General features: G+C 62.8%; 20 protein-coding genes. 10 read left to right on the top strand and 10 right to left on the bottom strand.

Going from position 1 to position 20,236, the window contains the following annotated elements; all coding sequences use genetic code 11:
- Window positions 1-59 precede the first annotated feature (59 nt).
- Together UB48_RS07075 and UB48_RS07070 are read right to left on the bottom strand one after the other, a co-directional pair.
- The gene (locus tag UB48_RS07075) at window positions 60-2,189 is read right to left on the bottom strand and encodes a TonB-dependent siderophore receptor (RefSeq protein ID WP_045195262.1); all 2,130 of its coding nucleotides are present in this window, start codon (window positions 2,187-2,189) and stop codon (window positions 60-62) included.
- Between the two features lie 227 nt (window positions 2,190-2,416).
- Window positions 2,417-2,797: a hypothetical protein gene (locus UB48_RS07070; RefSeq protein WP_045195746.1), complete on the bottom strand. Its 381-nt coding sequence runs from the start codon at window positions 2,795-2,797 to the stop codon at window positions 2,417-2,419.
- 458 nt (window positions 2,798-3,255) lie between these two features.
- On the opposite strand from UB48_RS07070, the gene UB48_RS07065 reads away from it, so the two are divergent.
- From UB48_RS07065 to UB48_RS07045, 5 genes are read left to right on the top strand one after another with little or no spacing between them, the layout of a single operon-like run.
- A complete protein-coding gene (locus UB48_RS07065) occupies window positions 3,256-4,719 on the top strand; it encodes a serralysin family metalloprotease (protein WP_045195261.1) in 1,464 nt (487 codons plus the stop codon).
- Between the two features lie 24 nt (window positions 4,720-4,743).
- Window positions 4,744-5,154 (top strand): AprI/Inh family metalloprotease inhibitor, encoded by a 411-nt coding sequence (locus tag UB48_RS07060; RefSeq protein ID WP_275559164.1) that lies wholly within the window; start codon window positions 4,744-4,746, stop codon window positions 5,152-5,154.
- 46 nt (window positions 5,155-5,200) lie between these two features.
- Entirely contained in the window at window positions 5,201-6,943 is a 1,743-nt protein-coding gene (locus UB48_RS07055) for a type I secretion system permease/ATPase (protein ID WP_045195259.1), read from the top strand.
- Window positions 6,940-8,238 (top strand): HlyD family type I secretion periplasmic adaptor subunit, encoded by a 1,299-nt coding sequence (locus tag UB48_RS07050; RefSeq protein ID WP_045195256.1) that lies wholly within the window; start codon window positions 6,940-6,942, stop codon window positions 8,236-8,238. The genes UB48_RS07055 and UB48_RS07050 overlap by 4 nt, the downstream gene beginning before the upstream one ends.
- A gap of 24 nt (window positions 8,239-8,262) precedes the next feature.
- Window positions 8,263-9,591 (top strand): TolC family outer membrane protein, encoded by a 1,329-nt coding sequence (locus tag UB48_RS07045; RefSeq protein WP_045195254.1) that lies wholly within the window; start codon window positions 8,263-8,265, stop codon window positions 9,589-9,591.
- Here UB48_RS07045 and UB48_RS07040 read toward each other — a convergent pair.
- Window positions 9,588-10,781 carry an MFS transporter gene (locus UB48_RS07040; RefSeq protein ID WP_045195252.1) on the bottom strand — a complete coding sequence of 398 codons (1,194 nt, stop codon included), beginning with the start codon at window positions 10,779-10,781 and terminating at the stop codon, window positions 9,588-9,590. The genes UB48_RS07045 and UB48_RS07040 overlap by 4 nt on opposite strands.
- A gap of 106 nt (window positions 10,782-10,887) precedes the next feature.
- On the opposite strand from UB48_RS07040, the gene UB48_RS07035 reads away from it, so the two are divergent.
- Entirely contained in the window at window positions 10,888-11,775 is an 888-nt protein-coding gene (locus UB48_RS07035; protein WP_045195250.1) for a LysR family transcriptional regulator, read from the top strand.
- A 6-nt stretch (window positions 11,776-11,781) separates the two neighbouring features.
- Here UB48_RS07035 and UB48_RS07030 read toward each other — a convergent pair whose 3' ends face one another.
- Window positions 11,782-12,531 (bottom strand): 3-oxoacyl-ACP reductase family protein, encoded by a 750-nt coding sequence (locus UB48_RS07030; RefSeq protein WP_045195248.1) that lies wholly within the window; start codon window positions 12,529-12,531, stop codon window positions 11,782-11,784.
- A 123-nt stretch (window positions 12,532-12,654) separates the two neighbouring features.
- Between UB48_RS07030 and UB48_RS07025 the strand changes: the two genes are divergently transcribed.
- Entirely contained in the window at window positions 12,655-13,587 is a 933-nt protein-coding gene (locus UB48_RS07025) for a LysR family transcriptional regulator (protein ID WP_045195247.1), read from the top strand.
- A gap of 17 nt (window positions 13,588-13,604) precedes the next feature.
- Here the strand turns inward: UB48_RS07025 and UB48_RS07020 are convergent, their stop codons facing one another.
- Both UB48_RS07020 and UB48_RS07015 read right to left on the bottom strand, forming a co-directional pair.
- A complete protein-coding gene (locus UB48_RS07020; RefSeq protein ID WP_045195245.1) occupies window positions 13,605-14,087 on the bottom strand; it encodes an elongation factor GreAB in 483 nt (160 codons plus the stop codon).
- Between the two features lie 4 nt (window positions 14,088-14,091).
- Window positions 14,092-14,478 (bottom strand): hypothetical protein, encoded by a 387-nt coding sequence (locus UB48_RS07015; protein WP_045195243.1) that lies wholly within the window; start codon window positions 14,476-14,478, stop codon window positions 14,092-14,094.
- A gap of 122 nt (window positions 14,479-14,600) precedes the next feature.
- On the opposite strand from UB48_RS07015, the gene earP reads away from it, so the two are divergent.
- On the top strand, window positions 14,601-15,731 hold the full coding sequence (gene earP, locus UB48_RS07010; protein ID WP_045195241.1) for an elongation factor P maturation arginine rhamnosyltransferase EarP: 1,131 nt from the start codon (window positions 14,601-14,603) through the stop codon (window positions 15,729-15,731).
- 48 nt (window positions 15,732-15,779) lie between these two features.
- Window positions 15,780-16,352: an elongation factor P gene (locus tag UB48_RS07005; protein ID WP_038994110.1), complete on the top strand. Its 573-nt coding sequence runs from the start codon at window positions 15,780-15,782 to the stop codon at window positions 16,350-16,352.
- 69 nt (window positions 16,353-16,421) lie between these two features.
- Here UB48_RS07005 and UB48_RS07000 read toward each other — a convergent pair whose 3' ends face one another.
- The 3 genes from UB48_RS07000 to UB48_RS06990 all read right to left on the bottom strand — a co-directional run bounded on the left by UB48_RS07000 (window position 16,422) and on the right by UB48_RS06990 (window position 18,452).
- On the bottom strand, window positions 16,422-16,850 hold the full coding sequence (locus tag UB48_RS07000; protein ID WP_045195238.1) for an organic hydroperoxide resistance protein: 429 nt from the start codon (window positions 16,848-16,850) through the stop codon (window positions 16,422-16,424).
- A gap of 127 nt (window positions 16,851-16,977) precedes the next feature.
- A complete protein-coding gene (locus UB48_RS06995; protein ID WP_045195236.1) occupies window positions 16,978-17,439 on the bottom strand; it encodes a MarR family winged helix-turn-helix transcriptional regulator in 462 nt (153 codons plus the stop codon).
- A gap of 56 nt (window positions 17,440-17,495) precedes the next feature.
- Window positions 17,496-18,452, bottom strand: coding sequence for a LysR family transcriptional regulator (locus UB48_RS06990; protein ID WP_045195234.1), 957 nt, complete (start codon window positions 18,450-18,452; stop codon window positions 17,496-17,498).
- Window positions 18,453-18,563: 111 nt separating this feature from the next.
- Here UB48_RS06990 and UB48_RS06985 point away from each other — a divergent pair, with 111 nt between their 5' ends.
- Window positions 18,564-19,313 (top strand): sulfite exporter TauE/SafE family protein, encoded by a 750-nt coding sequence (locus UB48_RS06985; RefSeq protein ID WP_045195232.1) that lies wholly within the window; start codon window positions 18,564-18,566, stop codon window positions 19,311-19,313.
- Here the strand turns inward: UB48_RS06985 and UB48_RS06980 are convergent.
- A complete protein-coding gene (locus UB48_RS06980; RefSeq protein WP_045195230.1) occupies window positions 19,303-20,157 on the bottom strand; it encodes a LysR family transcriptional regulator in 855 nt (284 codons plus the stop codon). The two genes, UB48_RS06985 and UB48_RS06980, sit on opposite strands and share 11 nt — an antisense overlap.
- Between the last annotated feature and the right edge of the window lie 79 nt (window positions 20,158-20,236).

Below are 20,236 nucleotides of genomic sequence, written 5' to 3'. Positions count from 1 at the left end.
CAGGTCCGGCGGCGCACGCAGATTCATAGTGGGAGCTGGCTTGACCCGCGATGAGCCCCTCAGAAGCTCACAGACGCCGAAACCCGTGCGGTGCGCGGCGCCCCCTGAAACAGATAACCATCCCCCAGGTACTCCCCGGCATCGCGCCAGTAGCGTTTGTCGAAGACGTTATCCACCATCAGCCGCAGCACCGTGTCGTAACCACCAATCCTGGTGCTGTAACGGCTGCCCAGGTCAAACACCGCATAGCTGCCAACCTCAACCGTTCCAGCCTGATTGGCGTACTTGCTGGCGCTGTAGCGCGCACCGCCGAGCAGGGCCAGGCCCGGGATCGGCAGGCTGTAGTCGGCCTGCACCGCAGCGCGCAAGTTCGGTACGTTGAGCGCCTGATGGTCTTCGTAGTCAGCTGTGCCGCTGTTTTTGACCCGCGCGCGAATTGCCGCAGCATTGGCGTTGATCTGCAGGTTGGAGGTCAGCCAGCCGCTGGCGCCCAGCTCCAGGCCGATGTTTTTTTGCTGGCCTTGCTGCACATAGGTGAAACCACCGGCACCGTCAGGTTGTGAATACTGATAGGCCTGGCGCAGTTGGAACAGCGCGGCGCTCAGGCTCAGGCGTTGCCAGTCGCGCTTGATGCCGACTTCCAGTTGATGGGACAGGGTCGGCGCAAGAATCTCGGCACCGTTACTAGCGAACCACGGCGCAGTACCGCCGGAAGACAGGCCCTTGCTATAGCTGGTGTACAGGGCGATGTCCGGGCGCGGCTTGTAGATCAGCGCGGCATTGGGCAACAGTTGATAGTCGCGGGTGTGGCGGCCTGAGTTGCCATCTTCGCCGAAGGTTTTTTCATCCAGGCGCACCAGGCGTGCGCCCAGCACGGTCTGCCAGTGCTCATTGAAACTGATGCGGTCGCTGGCGAATATTCCGTATTGGCGGCTGTCGAGTCTGCGGGTGCTGTGGCCAGGTTTTTTTTCAGACGGCTCCAGCGCCGGCGTTTGTTGATAGATGTTGCCGCTGCCGATCCACTCGTTGAAATAGGGGCGCTGATCGAGGGTTCGACGCTGAGCGCTGCTACCGATGGTCAGCTCGTGGCCAACGCCCAGGCTGTCGAAGCGGCCATTGAGCGCCACTTGAGCCTCATCGGTGCGTCGGGTGTCGTCGGGGCTGCGGTAGTCATAAATGTCATAGTCGCCTGCCTCGCTGAAGTAGGCGCCTTCACTCGACCCCCAGGCAAACGAACTGTAGTCATCGATCACCACCTTGCTGCGCGAGGCGCTGACGCTGCCGGTCCAGTTGTCACTGAAGCGATATTCGAAGCGCCCGCCAAGGTTCAGCGAGTCGATGCTCACCGGGTTGGCCCAGTGCTGATAGGCCAGGCGGTCATGCGGGTCGATGCCGTGGGGCAGGCTGTTGCCGCCGAGCAACTGGTAGCCCGGCACCGAACGCTGCTCGCGCTGCTGGTATTCGGCATCCAGCTGCAGCACGGCGTCGGGGTTGATCTGCCAGTCGAAGGCCAGCGAGGCGAAGTCGCGCTTGCCGTCGGCGTGGTCGACGTAGCTGCGGATGTCCTCATGCGCCAGGTTGGCGCGCAGGCCGAACTGACGCTCGCTGCCGAACCAGCCGCCGAGGTCGGTGGCCAGGTAGCGCTCGCCTTGTTCGTTGCTTGAAACCGTCACCGAGCGCACATCCTCCGGGCGCTTGGTCACGTAGTTGATCAGGCCACCGGGTTCCGACACGCCGCTTTGCAAGCCCGACAGGCCCTTGAGCAACTCGACCTGTTGCTTGTTCTCCAGCGCCACGTTCTGCTCGCCGGCGATGGTCTGGCCGTTGATCTTGTAGCTGCTGGCGGCGTTGAGCTCGAAGCCGCGCACGTTGAAGTTTTCGTAGTATCCGATCGGCGCATAGCTTTCACCCACCGAGGCATCGCTTTGCAGCACTTCACTGAGCTTGCGCACCTGGCGGTCGGCCAGCAGTTGCTCGTTGAACACTGCAATCGAGGCCGGCGTATCGAGCAGTGGCGCCGGCTGGAAACCGCCGACCGCGGCTTCGCGGGCCTGGTACCCCTCGCTATAGACCTGCGACACCTGCAGCGGGGCCAGGGTGATGCTGTCCTCGGCCAGGCTGTGTGTAGCCGGCAGGGCCAGGCTCAGGCCGAGCAGGCGCAAGGGCAGGCGAGGGCGAGGCAGGGTCATGCAGGAGCTCCTTGAAAACGAACGCGAACGCGCCGTTATCGATCGGCTGCTGTCCGGCAGGGCGTATTTGCCCGATAGGCGATGAGGGGCGCGAGCCCGGGTGGCGAAAGCCTGCCGGGTATTGCGCCGGGCAGGCGGGGGCGCAATCTTAGCAGGGGCGACCGGTTGGCGGCGCCCCTGTTTTCAATCGATTGTCATGACCATGAACGTACGAGGGCTGTGCGGATTCAGCCGTTCGCTGCCGCCTGGCTGTGGCGTCGCCAATTGCCGTCGATTTTCGACCAGGTCTTCTTGTCGGTGATGGCCATCAGCTTGCGACCATCCTTGAAGGTCGCCAGGAAGGTCACTTCTTCTTCCTTGCCGCCTAGCCAAAGGCCGGCGATCAGGCCGACCGGGCCGGCCACCAGGGCGCCGGCAACGCCCCAGCCCAGCGCACTGCTCAGGCTGCGGCTGGATTCCTGATTGGCGACGATCAGGTCGGTAATGCGGGTCAGGGCGATTTTCTCGCCAGGTGAGGGGCTGCGGGCGGTCTTGAGTGTGAGCGATCCATTGCGGTACTCGCCTTCACCTTGCAAGAAATCGCCGGATTGAACCGTGAGTCTTGTCATAGTGGCATCCAGGTTGAAAGGGCTGTTGACCAATCCCTACTCAGCGCCCGGGCCCGTCACAAGTCAATGGCCAGCCGACGGAGGGTCACCCGCTAGTTGTCAAAAAAAGTAAAGGCTCAGAATCACCGGGTTATAACGGCATGTCGCATTCTTATAATTAAACTTCGATTATGCAACTAAAACTGTCGGGTCAGTTTTCGTCTAGGGCCGGGGTTTTTGTCAGTCTCGATATATCGTCGTTTGCGCAAATGTATACGCATTGGCTAAATCAAGGGTTTGCGCGTGTAGGACAATAAACAATTAGTCTTATTGAAAATTGACGTCAAAAAAAGCTGGACAGTTCAATTCCACCTGTGTCAGTTTTTCCCCGCCTCATTCAGGCGAGTGATAGGACGATCTCGCCGCAGGAGCGTCCTATCGGACAACAACTGCTTTTTTGTAAACAAGGAAGTGTCTGTATGTCGAAAGTCAAAGAAAGCGCTATTGTTTCAGCTGGCTCTGTATTGCAACCGCACGGTGCAAGTTCCGCTTACAGCCTGATCAATAGTTTCGGCCATCAATATGATCGCGGCGGCAGTGCGACAGTCAATGGCAAACCTTCGTTCTCGGTCGACCAGGCCGCTACCCAGTTGCTGCGCGACGGCGCTGCCTGGAAAGACCTGAACAAGGACGGCACCATCAGCCTGACCTATACCTTCCTGACCAAGGCACCTTCTGACTTCTACGGTCAGGGGCTGGGCTCGTTCAGCGCCTTTTCCGCGCAGCAGAAAGCCCAGGCCAAACTGTCCATGCAGTCGTGGGCGGACGTGGCCAAGGTCACCTTCAAGGAAGGCGCCTCGGGCGGCGACGGTCACATGACCTTCGGCAACTACAGCGATGGCAGCACCGGCGGCGCGGCATTCGCCTACCTGCCGTTCGATGGCCCGGGTTCGCACAAGGGCGAATCCTGGTACCTGATCAACAATCAGTACCAGGCCAACGTCAACCCGGAAAACGGCAACTACGGCCGTCAGACCCTGACCCACGAAATCGGCCACGTCCTGGGCCTGTCCCACCCCGGCGACTACAACGCCGGCGAAGGCTACCCGACCTATGCCGATGCTACCTACGGCCAGGACACCCGTGGCTACAGCGTCATGAGTTACTGGGGCGAGAGCAACACCAGCCAGAACTTCACCAAGGGCGGTGTGCAGGTGTACTCCTCGGCACCGCTGATGGATGACATTGCCGCCATCCAGAAGCTCTATGGCGCCAACTACGCGACCCGCTCCGGCGACACCGTGTACGGCTTCAACTCCACCGCTGACCGCGACTTCTACTCGGCCACCTCGGCCTCGTCGAAAATCGTCTTCTCGGTGTGGGACGGTGGCGGCAACGACACCCTGGACTTCTCCGGTTTTACCCAGAACCAGAAGATCAACCTCAATGACGCGTCGTTCTCCGACGTCGGCGGCATGATCGGCAATATTTCCATTGCCAAGGGTGCCATTGTCGAGAACGCCATCGGCGGCTCGGGCAACGACCTGCTGATCGGCAACGCCGTGGCCAACGAGCTCAAGGGTGGTGCCGGCAACGACATCATCTACGGCGGCGGCGGTGCCGACAAACTCTGGGGTGGTGCCGGTTCCGACACCTTCATCTTCGCTGCCAGCAGCGATTCGACCCCGAGCAATCCCGACCGGATCATGGATTTCGTCAGCGGTCAGGACAAGATCGATCTGTCGGCAATGTCGGCCTTTGCTGTCAACAAGCTGCCGCTGCAGTTCGTTGATGCCTTCACCGGCCATGCCGGCGAAGCGGTGCTGAGCTTCGATCAGGCAAGCAACCTCGGTAGCCTGTCGATCGACTTGTCCGGCAACAGCCTGTCTGATTTCCTGGTGACCACTGTAGGTCAGGCGGTCGCCACGGATATCGTGGTCTGATAGCAACCTGAAAGGGCGGCGCACATGCGCCGCTCTTTCCGAGGCGGGCAGATAATGGCTTTGAAGCGAATGATCGCGCTTGGCGCGATTCCCCTGATGTTGATGACCGAGGTCGGTATGGCAAGCAGCCTGCTACTCCCCACGCCCGCGCAACTGGCCGGTGACTGGACGCTTTACCCTGAAAACGATCGGGCCGCGGGTTGTGAATTGCACCTGGATGCAGCGCAAACCTTGCGCGGCGACTTGAAGTGCGCGCAGAAGCTGATTGGCAAGCGCCAACGTCCCAGCGGTTGGTTGCCGACACCCGACACCCTGGCTTTGTTAGGTGGCAGCGGCAGCGCACTGGTGCATTTCAATCGTTATAAACCAGGTATCTTCAAATGGACTTCCATATCCGGAAAGATACTCTTGCTGGAACGTAAGAATAAAGAATAAAGCCTTGTAGGCGATTGCCGATTTTTCAGGGATAGAAAGGCGGACAATGAACAAGCCGACTCATAAAGCCGGGGCGCCCCTGTGGGCAGCACTGGCCGATCACAAGTCCACGCTATTGAGTGTGGGTTGTTTTACCGCGTTGATTAACCTGCTTATGTTGGTGCCCTCGATTTATATGCTGCAAGTGTATGATCGGGTACTGTCTTCGCAAAACGAAACAACCCTGTGGATGTTGACGTTGATGGTAGTCGGCTTCTTCGTATTTATCGGCGCGCTGGAAGCGATCCGCAGTTTTATTGTTATCAGGGTTGGCAACCAGCTGGAGCAGGGCTTTAACCTCCACGTCTACCGTGCAGCCTTTGAGCGCAACTTGCGCCAGGGCGACGGGCAGGCCGGGCAAGCACTTAACGACCTCACGCAAGTGAGGCAATTTGTCACCGGTCCTGCACTGTTTGCCTTCTTTGATGCACCCTGGTTTCCGATTTATCTGGTAGTGATTTTCCTCTTCAACGTCTGGCTGGGTGTCATGGCCTGTGCCGGGGCGCTGCTGCTGATTGCCCTGGCGGTGCTCAATGAACGCCTGACTCACAAGCCGCTGGTTGAGGCCAGCGGTTTCCAGCAGCAGTCCACGCACCTGGCCAGCAGCCAGTTGCACAATGCCGAGAGCATCCAGGCCATGGGCATGCTTGGCGCTTTGCGCCAGCGCTGGTTTGCCTTGCATTCGCGCTTTCTGAACCTGCAAAACCAGGCCAGCGATACCTCGGCGGTGATCACCGCGGTGAGCAAGTCGCTGCGCCTGTGCCTGCAGTCGCTGGTGCTAGGGCTGGGTGCCCTGCTGGTGATCGAGGGGCAGATGACCCCGGGGATGATGATTGCCGGTTCCATCCTCATGGGCCGGGTGCTCAGCCCTATCGATCAGCTGATTGCCGTGTGGAAGCAGTGGAGTGGCGCGCACATGGCCTATCAGCGCCTGGATGGCCTGCTGCGCGCGTTTCCCGAGCCACCGGCGCCGATGGCCTTGCCAGCGCCAAGCGGGCGCCTCAGTTTCGAGCAGGTCAGTGCCGGGCCGCCAGGCAAGCGCGTGGCCACCTTGCAGCAGATCAGTTTCAATCTGGGGGCCGGTGAGGTACTTGGCGTGCTCGGCACCTCCGGCTCGGGCAAGTCGACCCTGGCCAAGGTGCTGGTCGGCGTCTGGCCGACCCTGGCCGGTACCGTGCGCCTGGACGGCGCCGACCTGCACCGCTGGGACCGCGAGGCCCTCGGCCCGCATATCGGCTACCTGCCGCAGAACATCGAACTGCTGCGCGGCAGCATTGCCGAGAACATTGCCCGCTTTGCCGAGCTCGACGGCCTCAAGGTGGTCGAAGCCGCGCGCCAGGCCGGCGTGCACGAACTGATTCTGCGCCTGCCGCAAGGCTATGACACACGCCTGGGCGAAGACGGTGGCGACCTGTCAGGCGGGCAGAAGCAACGCATCGCCCTGGCCCGGGCCCTGTACGGCGGGCCGAGCCTGATCGTGCTCGATGAACCCAATTCCAACCTCGACACCAGCGGCGAAGCGGCGCTGGCCACTGCCATCGCCCAGATGAAAGCCCAGGGCCGCACCGTGGTGCTGGTTACGCACCGCTCGGCCGCCCTCGCCCAGGCGGATAAACTGCTGGTGCTCAGCGAGGGCCGGATGCAGGCCTTTGGCCCGACCCATGAAGTCATGCAGGCCCTGAGCCGGGCTCAGGAGCAGGCCCAGCGCCAGCCCGCAAATGCCGCACTGGCAACCGGAGGTGGCGCATGAGCCAGGTCGATAAAAGCCGCAGTGCCCGGTTTTACGTGCGCCTGGGCTGGCTGCTGACCCTGGTCGGTTTTGGCGGGTTCATTGCCTGGGCAACCCTCGCGCCGCTCGATCAAGGCATTGCCGTGCAGGGCACCGTGGTGGTCTCGGGCAAGCGCAAGGCGGTGCAATCCCTGGCCGGTGGCGTGGTCAGCCGCATCCTGGTCAGCGAAGGCCAGTTGGTTAAACAGGGTCAGCCGTTGTTTCGCCTCGACCAGACCCAGGTCCAGGCCGATGTGCAATCGCTGCAGGCCCAGTACCGCTTGGCCTGGGCCAGCCTGGCGCGCTGGCAGAGCGAGCGCGACAACCTCGGCGCAATCATCTTTCCACCGCAGCTTGCCAGCAACCCCGACCCGCAGCTGAGCCTGGTGCTCGAGAGCCAGCGCCAGCTGTTCAGCAGCCGCCGTGATGCCCAGGCCCGCGAGCAGGCCGGGCTGACCGCCAGTATCGATGGCGCCGTGGCCCAGTTGGCCGGCATGCGCCGCGCCCGGGGCGACCTGCAGGCCCAGGCCGATTCGCTGCGTGAGCAGTTGGAGAACCTCAAGCCGCTGGCAATTCAGGGCTACATTCCGCGCAACCGCTTGCTCGAGTATCAGCGCCAGTTGTCCCAGGTCCAGCGCGACCTGGCGCAAAACAGCGGCGACAGCGCGCGGCTGGAGCAGGGCATTGTCGAGTCGCGGCTGAACCTGCAGCAGCGGCGCGAGGAATATCAGAAAGAGGTGCGCAGCCAGTTGGCCGAAGCGCAACTGAAAAGCCTGACCCTTGAGCAGCAACTGACCTCGGCCGGTTTCGACCTGCAGCACAGCGAGATCCTCGCCCCGGCCGACGGCATTGCGGTCAACCTTGGCGTGCATACCGAGGGCGCGGTGGTGCGCGCCGGCGAAACCTTACTGGAGGTGGTGCCCCAGGGCACCGCCCTGGAAGTGGAAGGGCGCTTGCCGGTCAACCTTGTGGATAAAGTCGCGATGCAGCTGCCTGTGGATATCCTCTTCACCGCCTTCAATCAGAGCAGCACGCCGCGGGTGTCGGGCGAGGTGGCGCTGATTTCCGCCGACCAGTTGCTCGACGACAAGACCGGCCAGCCGTATTACGTGCTGCGCAGCACCGTCAGCGAGCAGGCCCTGGCACGCCTGGACGGGCTGGTGATCAAGCCGGGCATGCCGGCCGAATTGTTCGTGCGTACCGGCGAGCGCTCGATGCTCAATTACCTGTTCAAACCCCTGCTCGACCGGGCAGGCACCGCGTTGACCGAACAATAAGGAAGCCCGTGGATGAGAAGCTTGATGACCGGGCTGCTGGCGGCGTTCGCCCTGACAACAGGGGCGGGCGCGCAGGCCATGGGGCCGTTTCAGGTGTATGAACAGGCGCTGCGCAAGGACCCGGTGTTCCTCGGCGCGCTCAAGGCCCGCGACGCCGGGCAGGAAAACCGCGCCATCGGCCGCGCCGGTTTGCTGCCAAACCTGTCGTACAACTACAACAAGGGTCGCAACGATTCCAAGGCCCGCTACCTGGGCGATTCGCGGCGCGAAGATGAAGACCGCCACTACAACAGCTACGGCTCGACCTTCATCCTTCAGCAGCCGTTGCTCGACTACGAGGCCTACGCCAGTTACCGCAAGGGCGTGGCCCAGGCGCTGTTCGCCGATGAAGCATTTCGCGACAAGAGCCAGGAGCTGCTGGTGCGGGTGATGACCAGTTATACCCAGGCGCTGTTTGCCGACGACCAGATCAGTATCAGTGTCGCCAGCAAGCAGGCCTATCAACAGCAGTTCCAGCAGAACCAGCAACTGTTCCAGCAGGGCGAGGGCACCCGTACCGACATCCTCGAAGCCCAGGCCCGCTATGAGCTGGCCGACGCCGAGGAGATCCAGGCCCGTAACGACCAGGACGCCGCCCTGCGCGAGCTGGGGGCGCTGATCGGCGAGCCTTCGGCGCGCATCGACGAGCTGGCGCCGCTCAACGACGGCTTTGCCCTGCTGGCGCTGCAGCCAGCGACCTACGAGGCCTGGCATGAGCTGGCCCTGGCCAACAACCCGCAACTGGCGTCCCAGCGCCAGGCCCTGCAAGTGGCCGGATTCGAGGTGGAGCGCAACCGGGCCGGGCACCTGCCCAAGGTCACGGCTTACGCGACTTCTCGGCAAATGCAGTCCGACAGTGGCAACACCTATAACCAGCGCTATGACACCAACACCATCGGCATCGAAGTCAGCCTGCCGTTGTTTGCCGGGGGCGGGGTGTCGGCGGCCACCCGTCAGGCCAGCCGCAACCTGGAGCAGGCCGAATATGAACTGGACGGCAATACCCGTACCACCCTGATTGAGCTGCGCCGCCAGTACAACGCCTGCCAGTCCGGCGTCAGCCGCCTGCGTGCCTATCAGCGCGCGCTGACTTCGGCCGAGGCGCTGGTGCAATCGACCCGCCAGAGTGTGCTGGGTGGCGAGCGGGTCAACCTCGATGTGCTCAATGCCGAGCAGCAACTGGCGACCACCCGCCGCGACCTGGCCCAGGCCCGCTACGACTATTTGCTGGCCTGGATCAAGCTGCACTACTACGCCGGGACCCTGCGCGAGGAGCACCTGGCGAGGGTCGATGAAGCCTTTGTGCGCCGTTAGGCGATACCCGGGCGCACGGCGCGCTGGCGCTCAGCCAGGCCCCAGACCAGCAGGGCCAGGGCGCCGATGCTCAGGCCGGCGATGACGATGCCGTCCCAGCCATAGCGCTGGAACAGCTGCGTGCCGAGCAGCGAGCCGAGGGCGCCGCCGATGAAGTAGCAGGTGATGTAGCCGGCATTCAGGCGGTTGCGCGCTTCCGGACGCAGGACAATCACCGCGTTCTGGTTGCTCACGTGCACCAGTTGCACCGCCAGGTCGAGCAACAGCACGCCAACCAGCAATGCCGCCAGCGACGACTGCGCAAAGGCCAGCGGTACCCACGAAAGCAGCAGTACCAGCAAGCCCACCGTGGTGCCCAGCGGGCCTTTGCCGCGGTCGGCCAGGCGCCCGGCCCAGTTGGCCGACAGGGCCCCGGCGGCACCGGCCAGGCCAAACAGGCCGATCACTGCGTCGGAATAGTGGTAAGGCTCGGCCGACAGCAGAAAGGCCAGCGGCGTCCAGAACAAGGCGAACAGGCTGAACGACAACAGCCCCAGCAGCGAGCGCAAGCGCAGGATCGGCTCGTCGACGAACAGGCGGAACACCGAGCCGAGCAGCGCCGGATAACTGAGCCCAGCGTGCTGGTGACGCTCGGGCAGGGCGCGGAGCAGGGCGATCGCCGACAGCCCCATCAATCCTGCCGCCAACAGGTAGATGCTGCGCCAGCTACCCAGTTCAGCCATGAAGCCGGCAGCCGTGCGCGCCAGCAGGATGCCCAGCAGCAGCCCGCTCATCAGCGTGCCGACCACCCGCCCGCGTTGCGCCGGATCACTCAGGCCCGCCGCCATCGGCACCAGCACTTGGGCGACCACCGAAAACAGGCCGGTGAGGGTGGTGCCGATCAGCAGCCATATCAAGCTTGGCGAAAAGGCGCTGATCAGCAGGCCCAGGGTGCTGATGGCAATCATGCTGACGATCAGCTTGCGTTGTTCGAACAGGTCGCCCAGCGGTGCCAGCAGCAACAGGCCGGCGCCGTAGCTCAGTTGTGCGGCCATGACGATGGCCCCGGCGCTGGCGGTGGTCAGGCCGAAATGCTCGGCGATGCTGTGCAGCAAGGGTTGTGCGTAGTAGTTGCTGGCGACCGCGAGGCCTGTGGCAGTGGCCATCAGCAAAATCAGGCCGCGGCTCAGGGGGTGGGTGGCAGAGGTCATGGACCGTCTCTAATCAGTGGCAGTTGGAGGTGACAGTATGGGAAATGCGCTAGCATGACGCCAATGTATCGTTTTCATTCTATCCATCTTGAAAATAGATCGATCCATGAATCTCAAGCAGATTGAATATGCCTTGGCGGTAGTCGACACCGGCAGCTTCACCCGCGCCGCCGAGCGCTGCCATGTGGTGCAGTCGGCCTTGAGCCATCAGATTGCCCGGTTGGAAGAAACCCTCGGCGTCAGCCTGTTCGAGCGTAGCTCGCGGCGCGTGCGCCTGACGCCTGCGGGGGAAGCTTTTGTGCAAAGCGCGCGGCCAGCACTGGAGGCGACTCGAAGGATTGCCGAGGATGTTGCCGCCGCCTGCGGTGAAGTGCGCGGGCAATTGTCGATCGGCGAGATCACCTCGCTGACCGAGCTGGACCTGGTCGATCTGCTGGCTGATTTTCATGCCCAACATCCACGGGTGGACATCCGCTGGCTGATGGCCAAGAGCGAGTTGCTGATCGCCGACGTGCGCGAGCGACGCCTGGACGTGGGTTTTATCGGAATCTGGCCGGGCGAGCGGCTGGAAGGCGTCGAGTACCGCCTGCTGGCCGAAGAAGAATTGGTGGCGGTGATGGCTGTCGAGCACCCTTTGGCAGGCAAGAGTCGCGTGTCTCTGGCCGATCTTGAAGCCCAGCCGCTGGTGGATTTTCCCGCCGGTAGCGGCGCGCGCCGGCAAACTGACGAAGCCTTTGCTGCCGCCGGAGTGCGCCATCGGGTGCAGTTCGAAATGACCAACATCCGCCTGGTGGAGAAATTCGCCAAGCGCGGCCTGGCGATCGGCCTGGTGCCGGCGCGAATTGCCAACAGCTTCAATGGCGTGGCGTCGGTAGCGGTTGAGGATGCGCCGGTGCGTCACGTTTATGCGATCTGGTCGACGCACCCGACCCCGGCCGCCAGGGCCTTTGTCCAGTTGATTGAACAGCGCCTGGCCGACAGGGACGGTCATTGACTGGCCTCAGGCCGCGAAGCCTCCATCGATGCTCAGGCTTGCGCCAGTGATGTACGCCGCCTCCGGGCCGGCCAGGTAGGCGACGAAGCTGGCGATCTCATCGACGTGGCCGTAGCGACCCACCGCCATCAAGCCCATCAGGCTTTCAGCGAACTCGCCCTGGGCCGGGTTCATGTCGGTGTCCACCGGCCCCGGCTGGACGTTGTTGATGGTGATGCCCAGGGGGCCGAGGTCACGGGCCAGACCGCGGGTCAGGCCGACCAGCGCCGACTTGCTCATGGCATAGGGGCCGCCACCGGCGAAGGGCATGCGCTCGGCATTGGTGCTGCCGATGTTGATGATCCGCCCGCCCTGGCCCATGTGCCGGGCAGCGGCCTGGGTGGCGACGAAAACGCTGCGCACATTCACCGCCAGGGTACGGTCGAAGTCTTCCAGGCTGAAATCCGCCAGTGGCCCGACGGCCAGTACCCCGGCGTTGTTGACCAGGATATCCAGGCCACCGAAGGCCTCGACGGTGCTTGCCACCGCTTGCTGCACGGCGCTGGCATCGGCGCTGTCGGCCTTGATTGCCAGGGCCTTGCCGCCGGCGGCGATGATGCTCTGCTGCAAGGCATCGGCCTGGGCCGTGGCATTGGCGTAGGTGAAGGCGACACTGGCGCCTTCGGCGGCCAGGCGTTTGACGATGGCAGCGCCGATACCGCGCGAGCCACCCTGGATCAGGGCTACTTTACCGTTGAGGCTGGATTGGGTCGACATGCTGTGCTCCCGAAAGAACAAGGCCGGATGCCTTGGATGGTGCTCAGTATCGGCCGCTGATTACCCTGCCGGTAGCCAGTAATCGCTATAGTCTGTGTAAACCAAAAGTATGGAATCGCCGCGATGGAGTCGTTCAGCAGTATCGAGTGTTTTGTCCGCAGCGCCGAGGTCGGCAGCTTTGCCGAAGCCGCGCGGCGCCTGAGCCTGACCCCGGCGGCAGTGGGCAAGAACGTCGCCCGCCTGGAGGCACGTCTGGGTGTGCGCTTGTTCCAGCGCAGTACTCGGCGCCTGACCCTGACCGAGGCCGGCCAGCGTTTTCTCGGTGAGGTAGCGGCGAGTTTCCAGACCATCCAGTACGCCGTGGCTAACCTTGCCAGTGCCGAAGGGCAGCCGGCCGGTACCCTGAAAGTGAGCATGGGCACGGTGTTCGGCCGTCTGTACATTGTGCCGTTGCTGGCTGAGTTCCTGCGGCGCTACCCGGCCATCAGCCCCGATTGGCATTTTGATAACCGCCAGGTCGACCTGATTGGCCAGGGTTTCGATGCGGCCATTGGCGGCGGCTTCGATCTGCCGCAAGGCGTGGTGGCGCGCAAGCTGACTCCGGCGCACCGGATTCTGGTAGCGGCGCCGGCCTACCTGCAGCAGCATCCGCCGATCACCCAGCCTGGCGACTTGCACGCACTCGATGGCATCCTCATCCGTTCGCCGCAAACCGGGCGCGTGCGCTCCTGGCCGCTGACCAGCCGCGAGCGGGAACAAAGTCCGTTGAGCCTGCGCCTGCGCATGACCATGAGCGATTCGGAAGCCGCCTGCGCGGCAGCGGAGCAGGGCCTGGGCGTAGCGCTGGTGAGCATGCCATTTGCCGTGCCATACCTGCAGGCCGGGCGGCTGCTGCGAGTGTTGCCGGGCTGGTATGTGGACGACGGCAACATCTCGCTGTACTACGCCGAACACAAACTGTTGCCGGGCAAGACCCGGGCCTTTGTCGATTTTATCATCGAGCAGTTTGCCAGCCAGGGGTTGGCGCAGCGCTTTGATGCCTTGGGATCTTTGTGAAGGCGCAGCCTTCCTGATCACAGAACCTTGAGGATGAAGTAACGCTGGGGCACGCCGCCGAGCACCAGGCTGACCTCATCCTCTTCGACCTTGCCGAGCAGGCCCTGACTCAGTGGCGAGCGCGGGGTGATCACCGTGACCAGGTGCTCGCCCTGGCCAATCTTCAGGCCCGCGCCTTCGGGGCCGAGGAATAACTGCTGGCAACTGCCATTCTCGGCCTCGAGGGTCACCAGGTTGCTGACCTGGATGCCGCGTTGCGGGTCATAGTCGCGCAGCAGCAACTGCTGGTACGCCGCCCGCGCCTGGCGGATCTCTTCCATGCGCCGGGCTTGCCCGGTGGCCAGGTACGAAGCCTCAAGGCCTAGGGTGTCGTACTTGTTCTCGGCGATGTTCTCTTCGGCGGTGGCCGCTTCATAGGCGGTTTGCGCCGCGCGCTGGGCGACGTCCAGGTCGAAGGTCAGGGTATCGATGATGCGTTGCAGCAGGTCGGCTTTGTTCATGGTGTCAGTTGCAAAATTCCAGGACATGGGCGCGACTTTTTTCCGTGGGCAGGTTGCGGTTTTGCTGCAGCCAGAACTGGCACTTGGGGTTGGACAGGTTGCGCATGCTGCCTTGTGCCTGTTCTTCGGCCTGCTGTACCTGCTGGTTGCGTAGGATCTGCTGGTACTGCTCGAACATCTGCTGTTGCGGGTCTGCCGCCGGCGGGGGCGCCGGGGCGATAGCAGGCGGCGCTAGCACCTGGCCGATCGGCGGCACCGTCGCAGGAAGCAGGCGCCCGGCCAGCCACAGGCTCAGGGCGATGGCCACGGCGCCAAGCCACAGGCCCAGGGCAATGCACAGGATCAGTTGCAGCGGCTTGAGGGTGATTTTCAGTTCGCGAGGGCGGGGCATGATGGCCTCCTGGCCAGGACACGGGTGGCCATTGTCGCATGGTGCAGCAGGTTTTTTACCTGCCACGCTTTTGTCTGCGATGATTTACCCGGACAATCGGCGCTTTTTCCAAGGGGCCCGCGATGAAAGCGCACTGGGACATCTTCTGTTGTGTCGTCGACAACTACGGCGACATCGGCGTGACCTGGCGCCTGGCCCGGCAATTGGTGGCCGAGCAGGGCCAGGCGGTGCGCCTGTGGGTGGATGACCTGAAGGCGTTCGTGCGTATTTGTCCCGCGGCCCGGGCCGATGCCGCCCAGCAATGGCAACAGGGCGTTGATGTGCGCCAATGGCCTGGCGAGTGGCAGGACACGGCGGTAGCGCAGGTGGTGATTGGCGCGTTCGCTTGTCAGTTGCCGCCCGCTTATGTGCAGGCGATGCTCGATCAGCCACGTGCGCCATTGTGGCTGAACCTGGATTATCTCAGCGCCGAAGACTGGGTCGAAGGCTGCCATGGTTTGCCGTCGCCCCAGGCCAATGGCTTGCGCAAGGTGTTTTTCTTTCCGGGCTTCACCCGCAAAACCGGCGGCTTGCTGCGTGAGGCGAACCTGTTGGCACAACGCGACGTGCTGCAGCAGAACCCTGCCGCACGCACCGCGTTTCTGCAGCACCTGGGCGTGACGCCAGCGGCAAACGCCCGCCTGATTTCGCTGTTCGCCTACGAAAACCCCGGCGTGGCCAGCTGGCTCGAGGCCCTGGCTGGCGACAGCCGCGCCAATCATCTACTGGTGCCTGAAGGCCGGGTGCTGGGCGATGTTCAGGCCTGGCTCGGCGAGCCGCTGTGCGTCGGCAGTGTTGCCCGGCGCGGCGCACTGACCGTGCAGATCCTGCCGTTCGTCTGCCAGGACGATTACGACCGGCTGCTGTGGAGTTGCGATTTCAATGCAGTGCGCGGTGAAGACTCTTTCGTTCGCGCGCAATGGGCGGCACGACCGCTGCTTTGGCATATTTATGTGCAGGAAGAGTATGCCCACTGGGAAAAACTCGAAGCGTTTCTTGATCTGTACATCCAGGGCTTGAGCGCTGCGGCAGGCGACGCGCTGGTGCAATTGTGGCGCGCCTGGAACATGGACTGCGACATGGGCCAGGCCTGGCAGCAGGTGCTGCTGCACTGGGACGAACTCGACCAGCACGCCCGCCGCTGGAGCGCCGCGCAGGCCGCTCAGCCGGACCTTGCCACGGCGCTGGTACAGTTTTACCGAAATTGGCTATGATATGCGGCCTCGATTTTTGTAAATCCATCCAAATTCGGATATATCGCAATGAAAACTGGTAAAGAACTGAAACCCGGTACCGTGATCCGTATCGACAACGATCCATGGCTGGTTCAGAAGGCTGAGTTCACCAAGTCGGGCCGTAACAGCGCGATCATGAAAACCAAGCTGAAGAACCTGCTGACCGGCTACAAGACTGAAACCGTCTACTCGGCCGACGACAAGCTGGACGACGTAATCCTGGATCGCAAAGAAGCGACCCTGTCGTTCATCAACGGCGACACCTACACCTTCATGGACACCACTGACTACACCATGTACGAGCTGAACGCCGAAGACATCGAGGCCGTTCTGCCGTTCATCGAAGAAGGCATGGAAGACGTCTGCGAAGCCGTGTTCTTCGAAGAGCGCCTGGTTTCGGTTGACCTGCCAACCACCATCGTGCGTCAGGTTGACTACACCGAAGGTTCCGCTCGCGGCGACACTTCGGGCAAGGTCATGAAGCCTGCCAAGCTGAAGAACGGCACCGAGCTGAGCGTTGCTGACTTCATCGAAATCGGCGACTGGATCGAGATCGACACTCGCGAAGGCGGCTCCTACAAGGGCCGTGCCAAGGTCTAAGCCTGGCATTCCTGCGCAATCGAAAAACCCGGCCTTGGCCGGGTTTTTTTATGCCTGGGGTTTTATCACTCAGACAGTCACATGCAGGCGTACATCGACATTGCCACGGGTGGCATTGGAGTACGGGCAGACCTGGTGAGCGGCGTCGACCAGTGCTTGTGCCTCAGCCTGGTCCAAGCCCGGCAGGTTGATGTTCAGGTCGATATCCAGACCGAAGCCACCCGGGATCTGGCCGATGCCGACCTTGGCAGTGATCGAGCTGTCAGCAGGCAGGGCCTTTTTCTGCTGGCCGGCGACAAACTTCAGGGCGCCGATAAAGCAGGCCGAATAGCCGGCGGCAAACAGCTGTTCGGGGTTGGTGCCGTCACCACCGGCGCCGCCCAGTTCCTTGGGGGTGCTCAGTTTGACTTCCAGCTTGCCGTCGCTGGAGCTCGATTTACCGTCGCGGCCACCGGTGGATGTGGCTTGGGCAATGTACAGCGGAGTGACTTTTTGCATGATGAGCCTCGCTTGTGAGTGGCGCCGCGGCGCTGAGTGGGTACGGAAATTAAATTAGCGCGCAATTATTTAGTGCGCAAGATAATTTTTCGGCTGACCTACGAACGGTCATTTCCCAGCATAGCCCTCAGAGGCTTTTTTGCAGGTTGGCGCGCAGTTCCAGCAAGTCGGCCTGCAGCTTTTGCAGGCGTTCGAGGTTCTCGCCACTGGCGGCGAGGATGCAGTGCGGCACATCCTTGGCCCGGGCTTGCAAGGCGCGGCCCTGGTCGCTCAACTGCACCAGCACGACCCGTTCATCTTCACGGCTGCGGGTACGCTTGAGCAGGCCTTCGGCTTCCAGGCGCTTGAGCAAGGGAGTGAGCGAGCCTGGATCGGTGAGCAGGCGCTGGCTTATCTCGCCGACGGTCAGGCCGTCCTGTTCCCACAGCACCAACATCGCCAGGTATTGTGGGTACGTCAGCCCAAGCTTGTGCAGCAGCGGCTTGTAGACCTTGGTCATCAGCAGCGAAGTCGAATGCAGAGCAAAGCACACCTGGTTATCCAGGCGCAGTTCGTCGCAGGGAGCGGGCGCTTTCGGGTCGGCGTTCATGCACATCCTTTCATGGGTTGAGTCCTTTAAATTTAGCACGCAAGTCATTAGCGCACTTACTGCCAGCGCAGCTCGCTTTGCAGCGCTAGGTCCCATGGCGGGATCGGGCTGAAGCGGCTCTTGAGGAATTCGAGCAGCAAACGGCTGCGAGAGTTCGTTTCATGTTCCAGGCGCAGGGCATAGATGCCGCTGCTTTCGGCGCTGGGCAATCCGTTGTCACAGAATAGCGGCAGCAATTCGCCGCGCAGCAGGTACTCGCTGATCAGCCAGGTGGGCAGGTGGGCGATGCCCAGGCCGGCGAGGGCGCCGAACAGCAGGGTTTCGGCATTGTTGGCACTCATGCGCATGCGCGTCGGGCGGTACAGGCGCACCTGCCCCTCGACTGCGAAGCGCCAGGCGAAGGGCGGGGCCAGGCCGTCCCAGTCCAGGCCATCGTGTTCAGGCAGTTCAGCCGGGCTGGCGGGAATGCCGCGCTGGGCCAGATAGCCGGGGCTGGCGCAGGCAATGCGCACCATATAAGCCAGCGGCGTGGCCACCAGGCGAGTGTCGGCCAGCGGGCCAGCGCGCAGTACCAGGTCGACTTCGCCCAGGTGCGCGCCGTGCAGGTCGACGAAGCTGTCGATCAGGCGCAGTTGTACGTCCAGGCCGGGATAGGCAACGAGGAAATCGGCGATGGCCGGGGCCAGGTGGCGGCGGCCGAAGGCGGCCGGGGCGTCGATGCGAATCAGGCCTTCCGGGGCATTGCTCAGCGACACCGCTTCAGCCCGGGCCAGGCGCAGTTCTTCGACAATTCGCCGGGCGCGCTCGGCAAAGGCATTGCCCGCCGGCGTCGGCCTTACCGCATGGGTACTGCGCACGAACAGGCGGCTGCCGACTGCGCTTTCCAGGTTGTCGATACGCCGTGCCACCGCCGAGGGCGTCAATGGATGACGCCTGGCAGTAGCGGAGAAGCTGCCGGTTTCCAGCACATCGAGAAACAGGCTGAGTTGTTCGGTCAGGGCGTCGGGGTTCATGGCGGCAGATCTGCTTTTGCGTAAATGGCACAGCCATTGTGCGTTGCTGTGCGTTTCCCCGCTAGCGCCAGCTCGGTAGCATGCAGCGCTTGGCACTTAAGAGAGACAGCAATGATCGAGTGGGCGATATACATAGCGCTAGGCGCGGCACTGGGCACCGTAGGCGGGTTGTTCGGCATTGGTGGCGGGCTGATCGCGATTCCGGCGTTGGGGGTGCTGTTCGGCCTCGACCAGCAACTGGCCCAGGGCACGGCGTTGGTGATGGTGGTGCCCAACGTGCTGCTGGCACTGTGGCGGTATCACCAGCGCAATCGCATTGAACTCAGGCATGCGCTGCCTCTTGCGGCGAGCAGTTTTGTGTTTGCCTGGCTGGGTTCGATCTGGGCGGTGGGCGTCGATGCCCAGGCGATGCGCTTTGGCTTCGTGCTGTTTCTGGTGGCGCTGGCGGCCTGGAACCTGGCGCGGATGTTCATGCGCACGGCGCAACCGTCCAGCGAACTGCGCCAACCCTGGCCGTGGCTGGGTGTGCTGGGCAGCGGCGCCGGGGTGCTGGGCGGTTTGTTCGGGGTCGGCGGGGCGGTGGTGGCAACGCCGGTGCTGACCAGCGTGTTCGGCACCACCCAGGTGGTTGCCCAGGGTTTGTCGCTGGCGTTGGCGGCCCCGAGCACGGCCGTTACCTTGCTGACTTACGGCCTGCATCAACATGTGCAGTGGAGCATGGGCATCCCGCTGGCGGTCGGTGGCCTGCTGAGCATCAGTTGGGGTGTGAAACTGGCTCACGCCCTGCCGGAAAAAGTCCTGCGTTCACTGTTCTGCGGCTTTCTGGTGCTGTGCGCGGTAATGCTCGCGTTCAAGATCTGAAGCCCTCGATGATGTAGTCGGCCAGGCAGTCGGTCATTTCCGACTGCGTGGTGCGATTGCGCAGCAGCATGATGCTGGCGGTGGGCAGTGGCGGCAGGCCTTCGGCCTCGCCGATGATCTGCAAGTCGCTGGTGATCAGGCTCTGCAATTGCGCGGTGACGGCCAGGCCGGCGCTGACCACGGCCATGATCGCCGCGGTGCTGGCGCTGGTATAGGCGATCCGGTACTCCTTCTCAATGGCGTCCAGGGCGTTGCAGGCCCAGGTCCGGCAGTAACAATCGCAGTTGAACATCGCCAGCGGCAGCGGGTTGTGCTCATGCGGGCAGAAGCCCTGGGCCTGCACCCACACTGCGCGCTCGCGGCGCAGCAACTGGCCGATTTCGTTGCCAGGCTCGCGAGTGACGATGGTCAGGTCCAGATCCTGGCGTTGCATCAACTGCCGTGAACTTTCGCAGTGCACCTCGACCTGAACCAGCGGATAGGCCAGGGCAAAACTTGAGAGGATGCCCGGCAAAAAACGCATGGCGTAGTCGTCCGGGGTGCCGATGCGCACCACCCCGACCATGTGCGGCATGCGCAGGGTATTGAACACCTCGCCGTGCAGTTTGAGGATCCGCCGGGCATAGCCCAGCAGCACCTGGCCCTCGGCGGTCAGGCGCACCTGGCGGCCATCGCGCTCGAACAGCTGGCGCTGGATGATGTCCTCTTCCAGGCGCTTCATCTGCATGCTTACCGCCGACTGGGTACGGTTGACCACTTCGCCGGCGCGGGTGAAGCCGCCGTGTTCGGCGATGGCGACAAAGGTGCGCAGTACGTCGGAATCGATACTCTGGTACTGGGACAAGGCATCAATCTCCTAGATGTATTACATAAGAAACATTCGTTGGATTGATCTTATGCCCGAGCTGACACTGTCGTCATCC

The organism is Pseudomonas sp. 2(2015), from assembly GCF_000955865.1.
In the GTDB taxonomy this organism is placed as follows: domain Bacteria; phylum Pseudomonadota; class Gammaproteobacteria; order Pseudomonadales; family Pseudomonadaceae; genus Aquipseudomonas.
The sequence above is the reverse complement of the archived record's forward strand: the minus strand, read 5'-3'. Positions and strand labels throughout refer to the sequence as shown.

Excerpts from the sequence above, each read along its gene's own strand:
- earP (WP_045195241.1), top strand. The coding sequence starts at position 14,601 with ATGAAAGCGCACTGGGACATCTTCTGTTGTGTCGTCGACAACTACGGC.
- UB48_RS06985 (WP_045195232.1), top strand. The coding sequence starts at position 18,564 with ATGATCGAGTGGGCGATATACATAGCGCTAGGCGCGGCACTGGGCACC.
- UB48_RS07065 (WP_045195261.1), top strand. The coding sequence starts at position 3,256 with ATGTCGAAAGTCAAAGAAAGCGCTATTGTTTCAGCTGGCTCTGTATTG.
- UB48_RS07020 (WP_045195245.1), bottom strand. The coding sequence starts at position 14,087 with ATGAACAAAGCCGACCTGCTGCAACGCATCATCGATACCCTGACCTTC.
- UB48_RS07045 (WP_045195254.1), top strand. The coding sequence starts at position 8,263 with ATGACCGGGCTGCTGGCGGCGTTCGCCCTGACAACAGGGGCGGGCGCG.
- UB48_RS07015 (WP_045195243.1), bottom strand. The coding sequence starts at position 14,478 with ATGCCCCGCCCTCGCGAACTGAAAATCACCCTCAAGCCGCTGCAACTG.
- UB48_RS07070 (WP_045195746.1), bottom strand. The coding sequence starts at position 2,797 with ATGACAAGACTCACGGTTCAATCCGGCGATTTCTTGCAAGGTGAAGGC.
- UB48_RS06995 (WP_045195236.1), bottom strand. The coding sequence starts at position 17,439 with ATGAACGCCGACCCGAAAGCGCCCGCTCCCTGCGACGAACTGCGCCTG.
- UB48_RS07035 (WP_045195250.1), top strand. The coding sequence starts at position 10,888 with ATGAATCTCAAGCAGATTGAATATGCCTTGGCGGTAGTCGACACCGGC.
- UB48_RS07025 (WP_045195247.1), top strand. The coding sequence starts at position 12,655 with ATGGAGTCGTTCAGCAGTATCGAGTGTTTTGTCCGCAGCGCCGAGGTC.
- UB48_RS07040 (WP_045195252.1), bottom strand. The coding sequence starts at position 10,781 with ATGACCTCTGCCACCCACCCCCTGAGCCGCGGCCTGATTTTGCTGATG.
- UB48_RS07005 (WP_038994110.1), top strand. The coding sequence starts at position 15,780 with ATGAAAACTGGTAAAGAACTGAAACCCGGTACCGTGATCCGTATCGAC.
- UB48_RS07050 (WP_045195256.1), top strand. The coding sequence starts at position 6,940 with ATGAGCCAGGTCGATAAAAGCCGCAGTGCCCGGTTTTACGTGCGCCTG.
- UB48_RS07030 (WP_045195248.1), bottom strand. The coding sequence starts at position 12,531 with ATGTCGACCCAATCCAGCCTCAACGGTAAAGTAGCCCTGATCCAGGGT.
- UB48_RS07075 (WP_045195262.1), bottom strand. The coding sequence starts at position 2,189 with ATGACCCTGCCTCGCCCTCGCCTGCCCTTGCGCCTGCTCGGCCTGAGC.
- UB48_RS07000 (WP_045195238.1), bottom strand. The coding sequence starts at position 16,850 with ATGCAAAAAGTCACTCCGCTGTACATTGCCCAAGCCACATCCACCGGT.
- UB48_RS07055 (WP_045195259.1), top strand. The coding sequence starts at position 5,201 with ATGAACAAGCCGACTCATAAAGCCGGGGCGCCCCTGTGGGCAGCACTG.
- UB48_RS06990 (WP_045195234.1), bottom strand. The coding sequence starts at position 18,452 with ATGAACCCCGACGCCCTGACCGAACAACTCAGCCTGTTTCTCGATGTG.
- UB48_RS07060 (WP_275559164.1), top strand. The coding sequence starts at position 4,744 with ATGCGCCGCTCTTTCCGAGGCGGGCAGATAATGGCTTTGAAGCGAATG.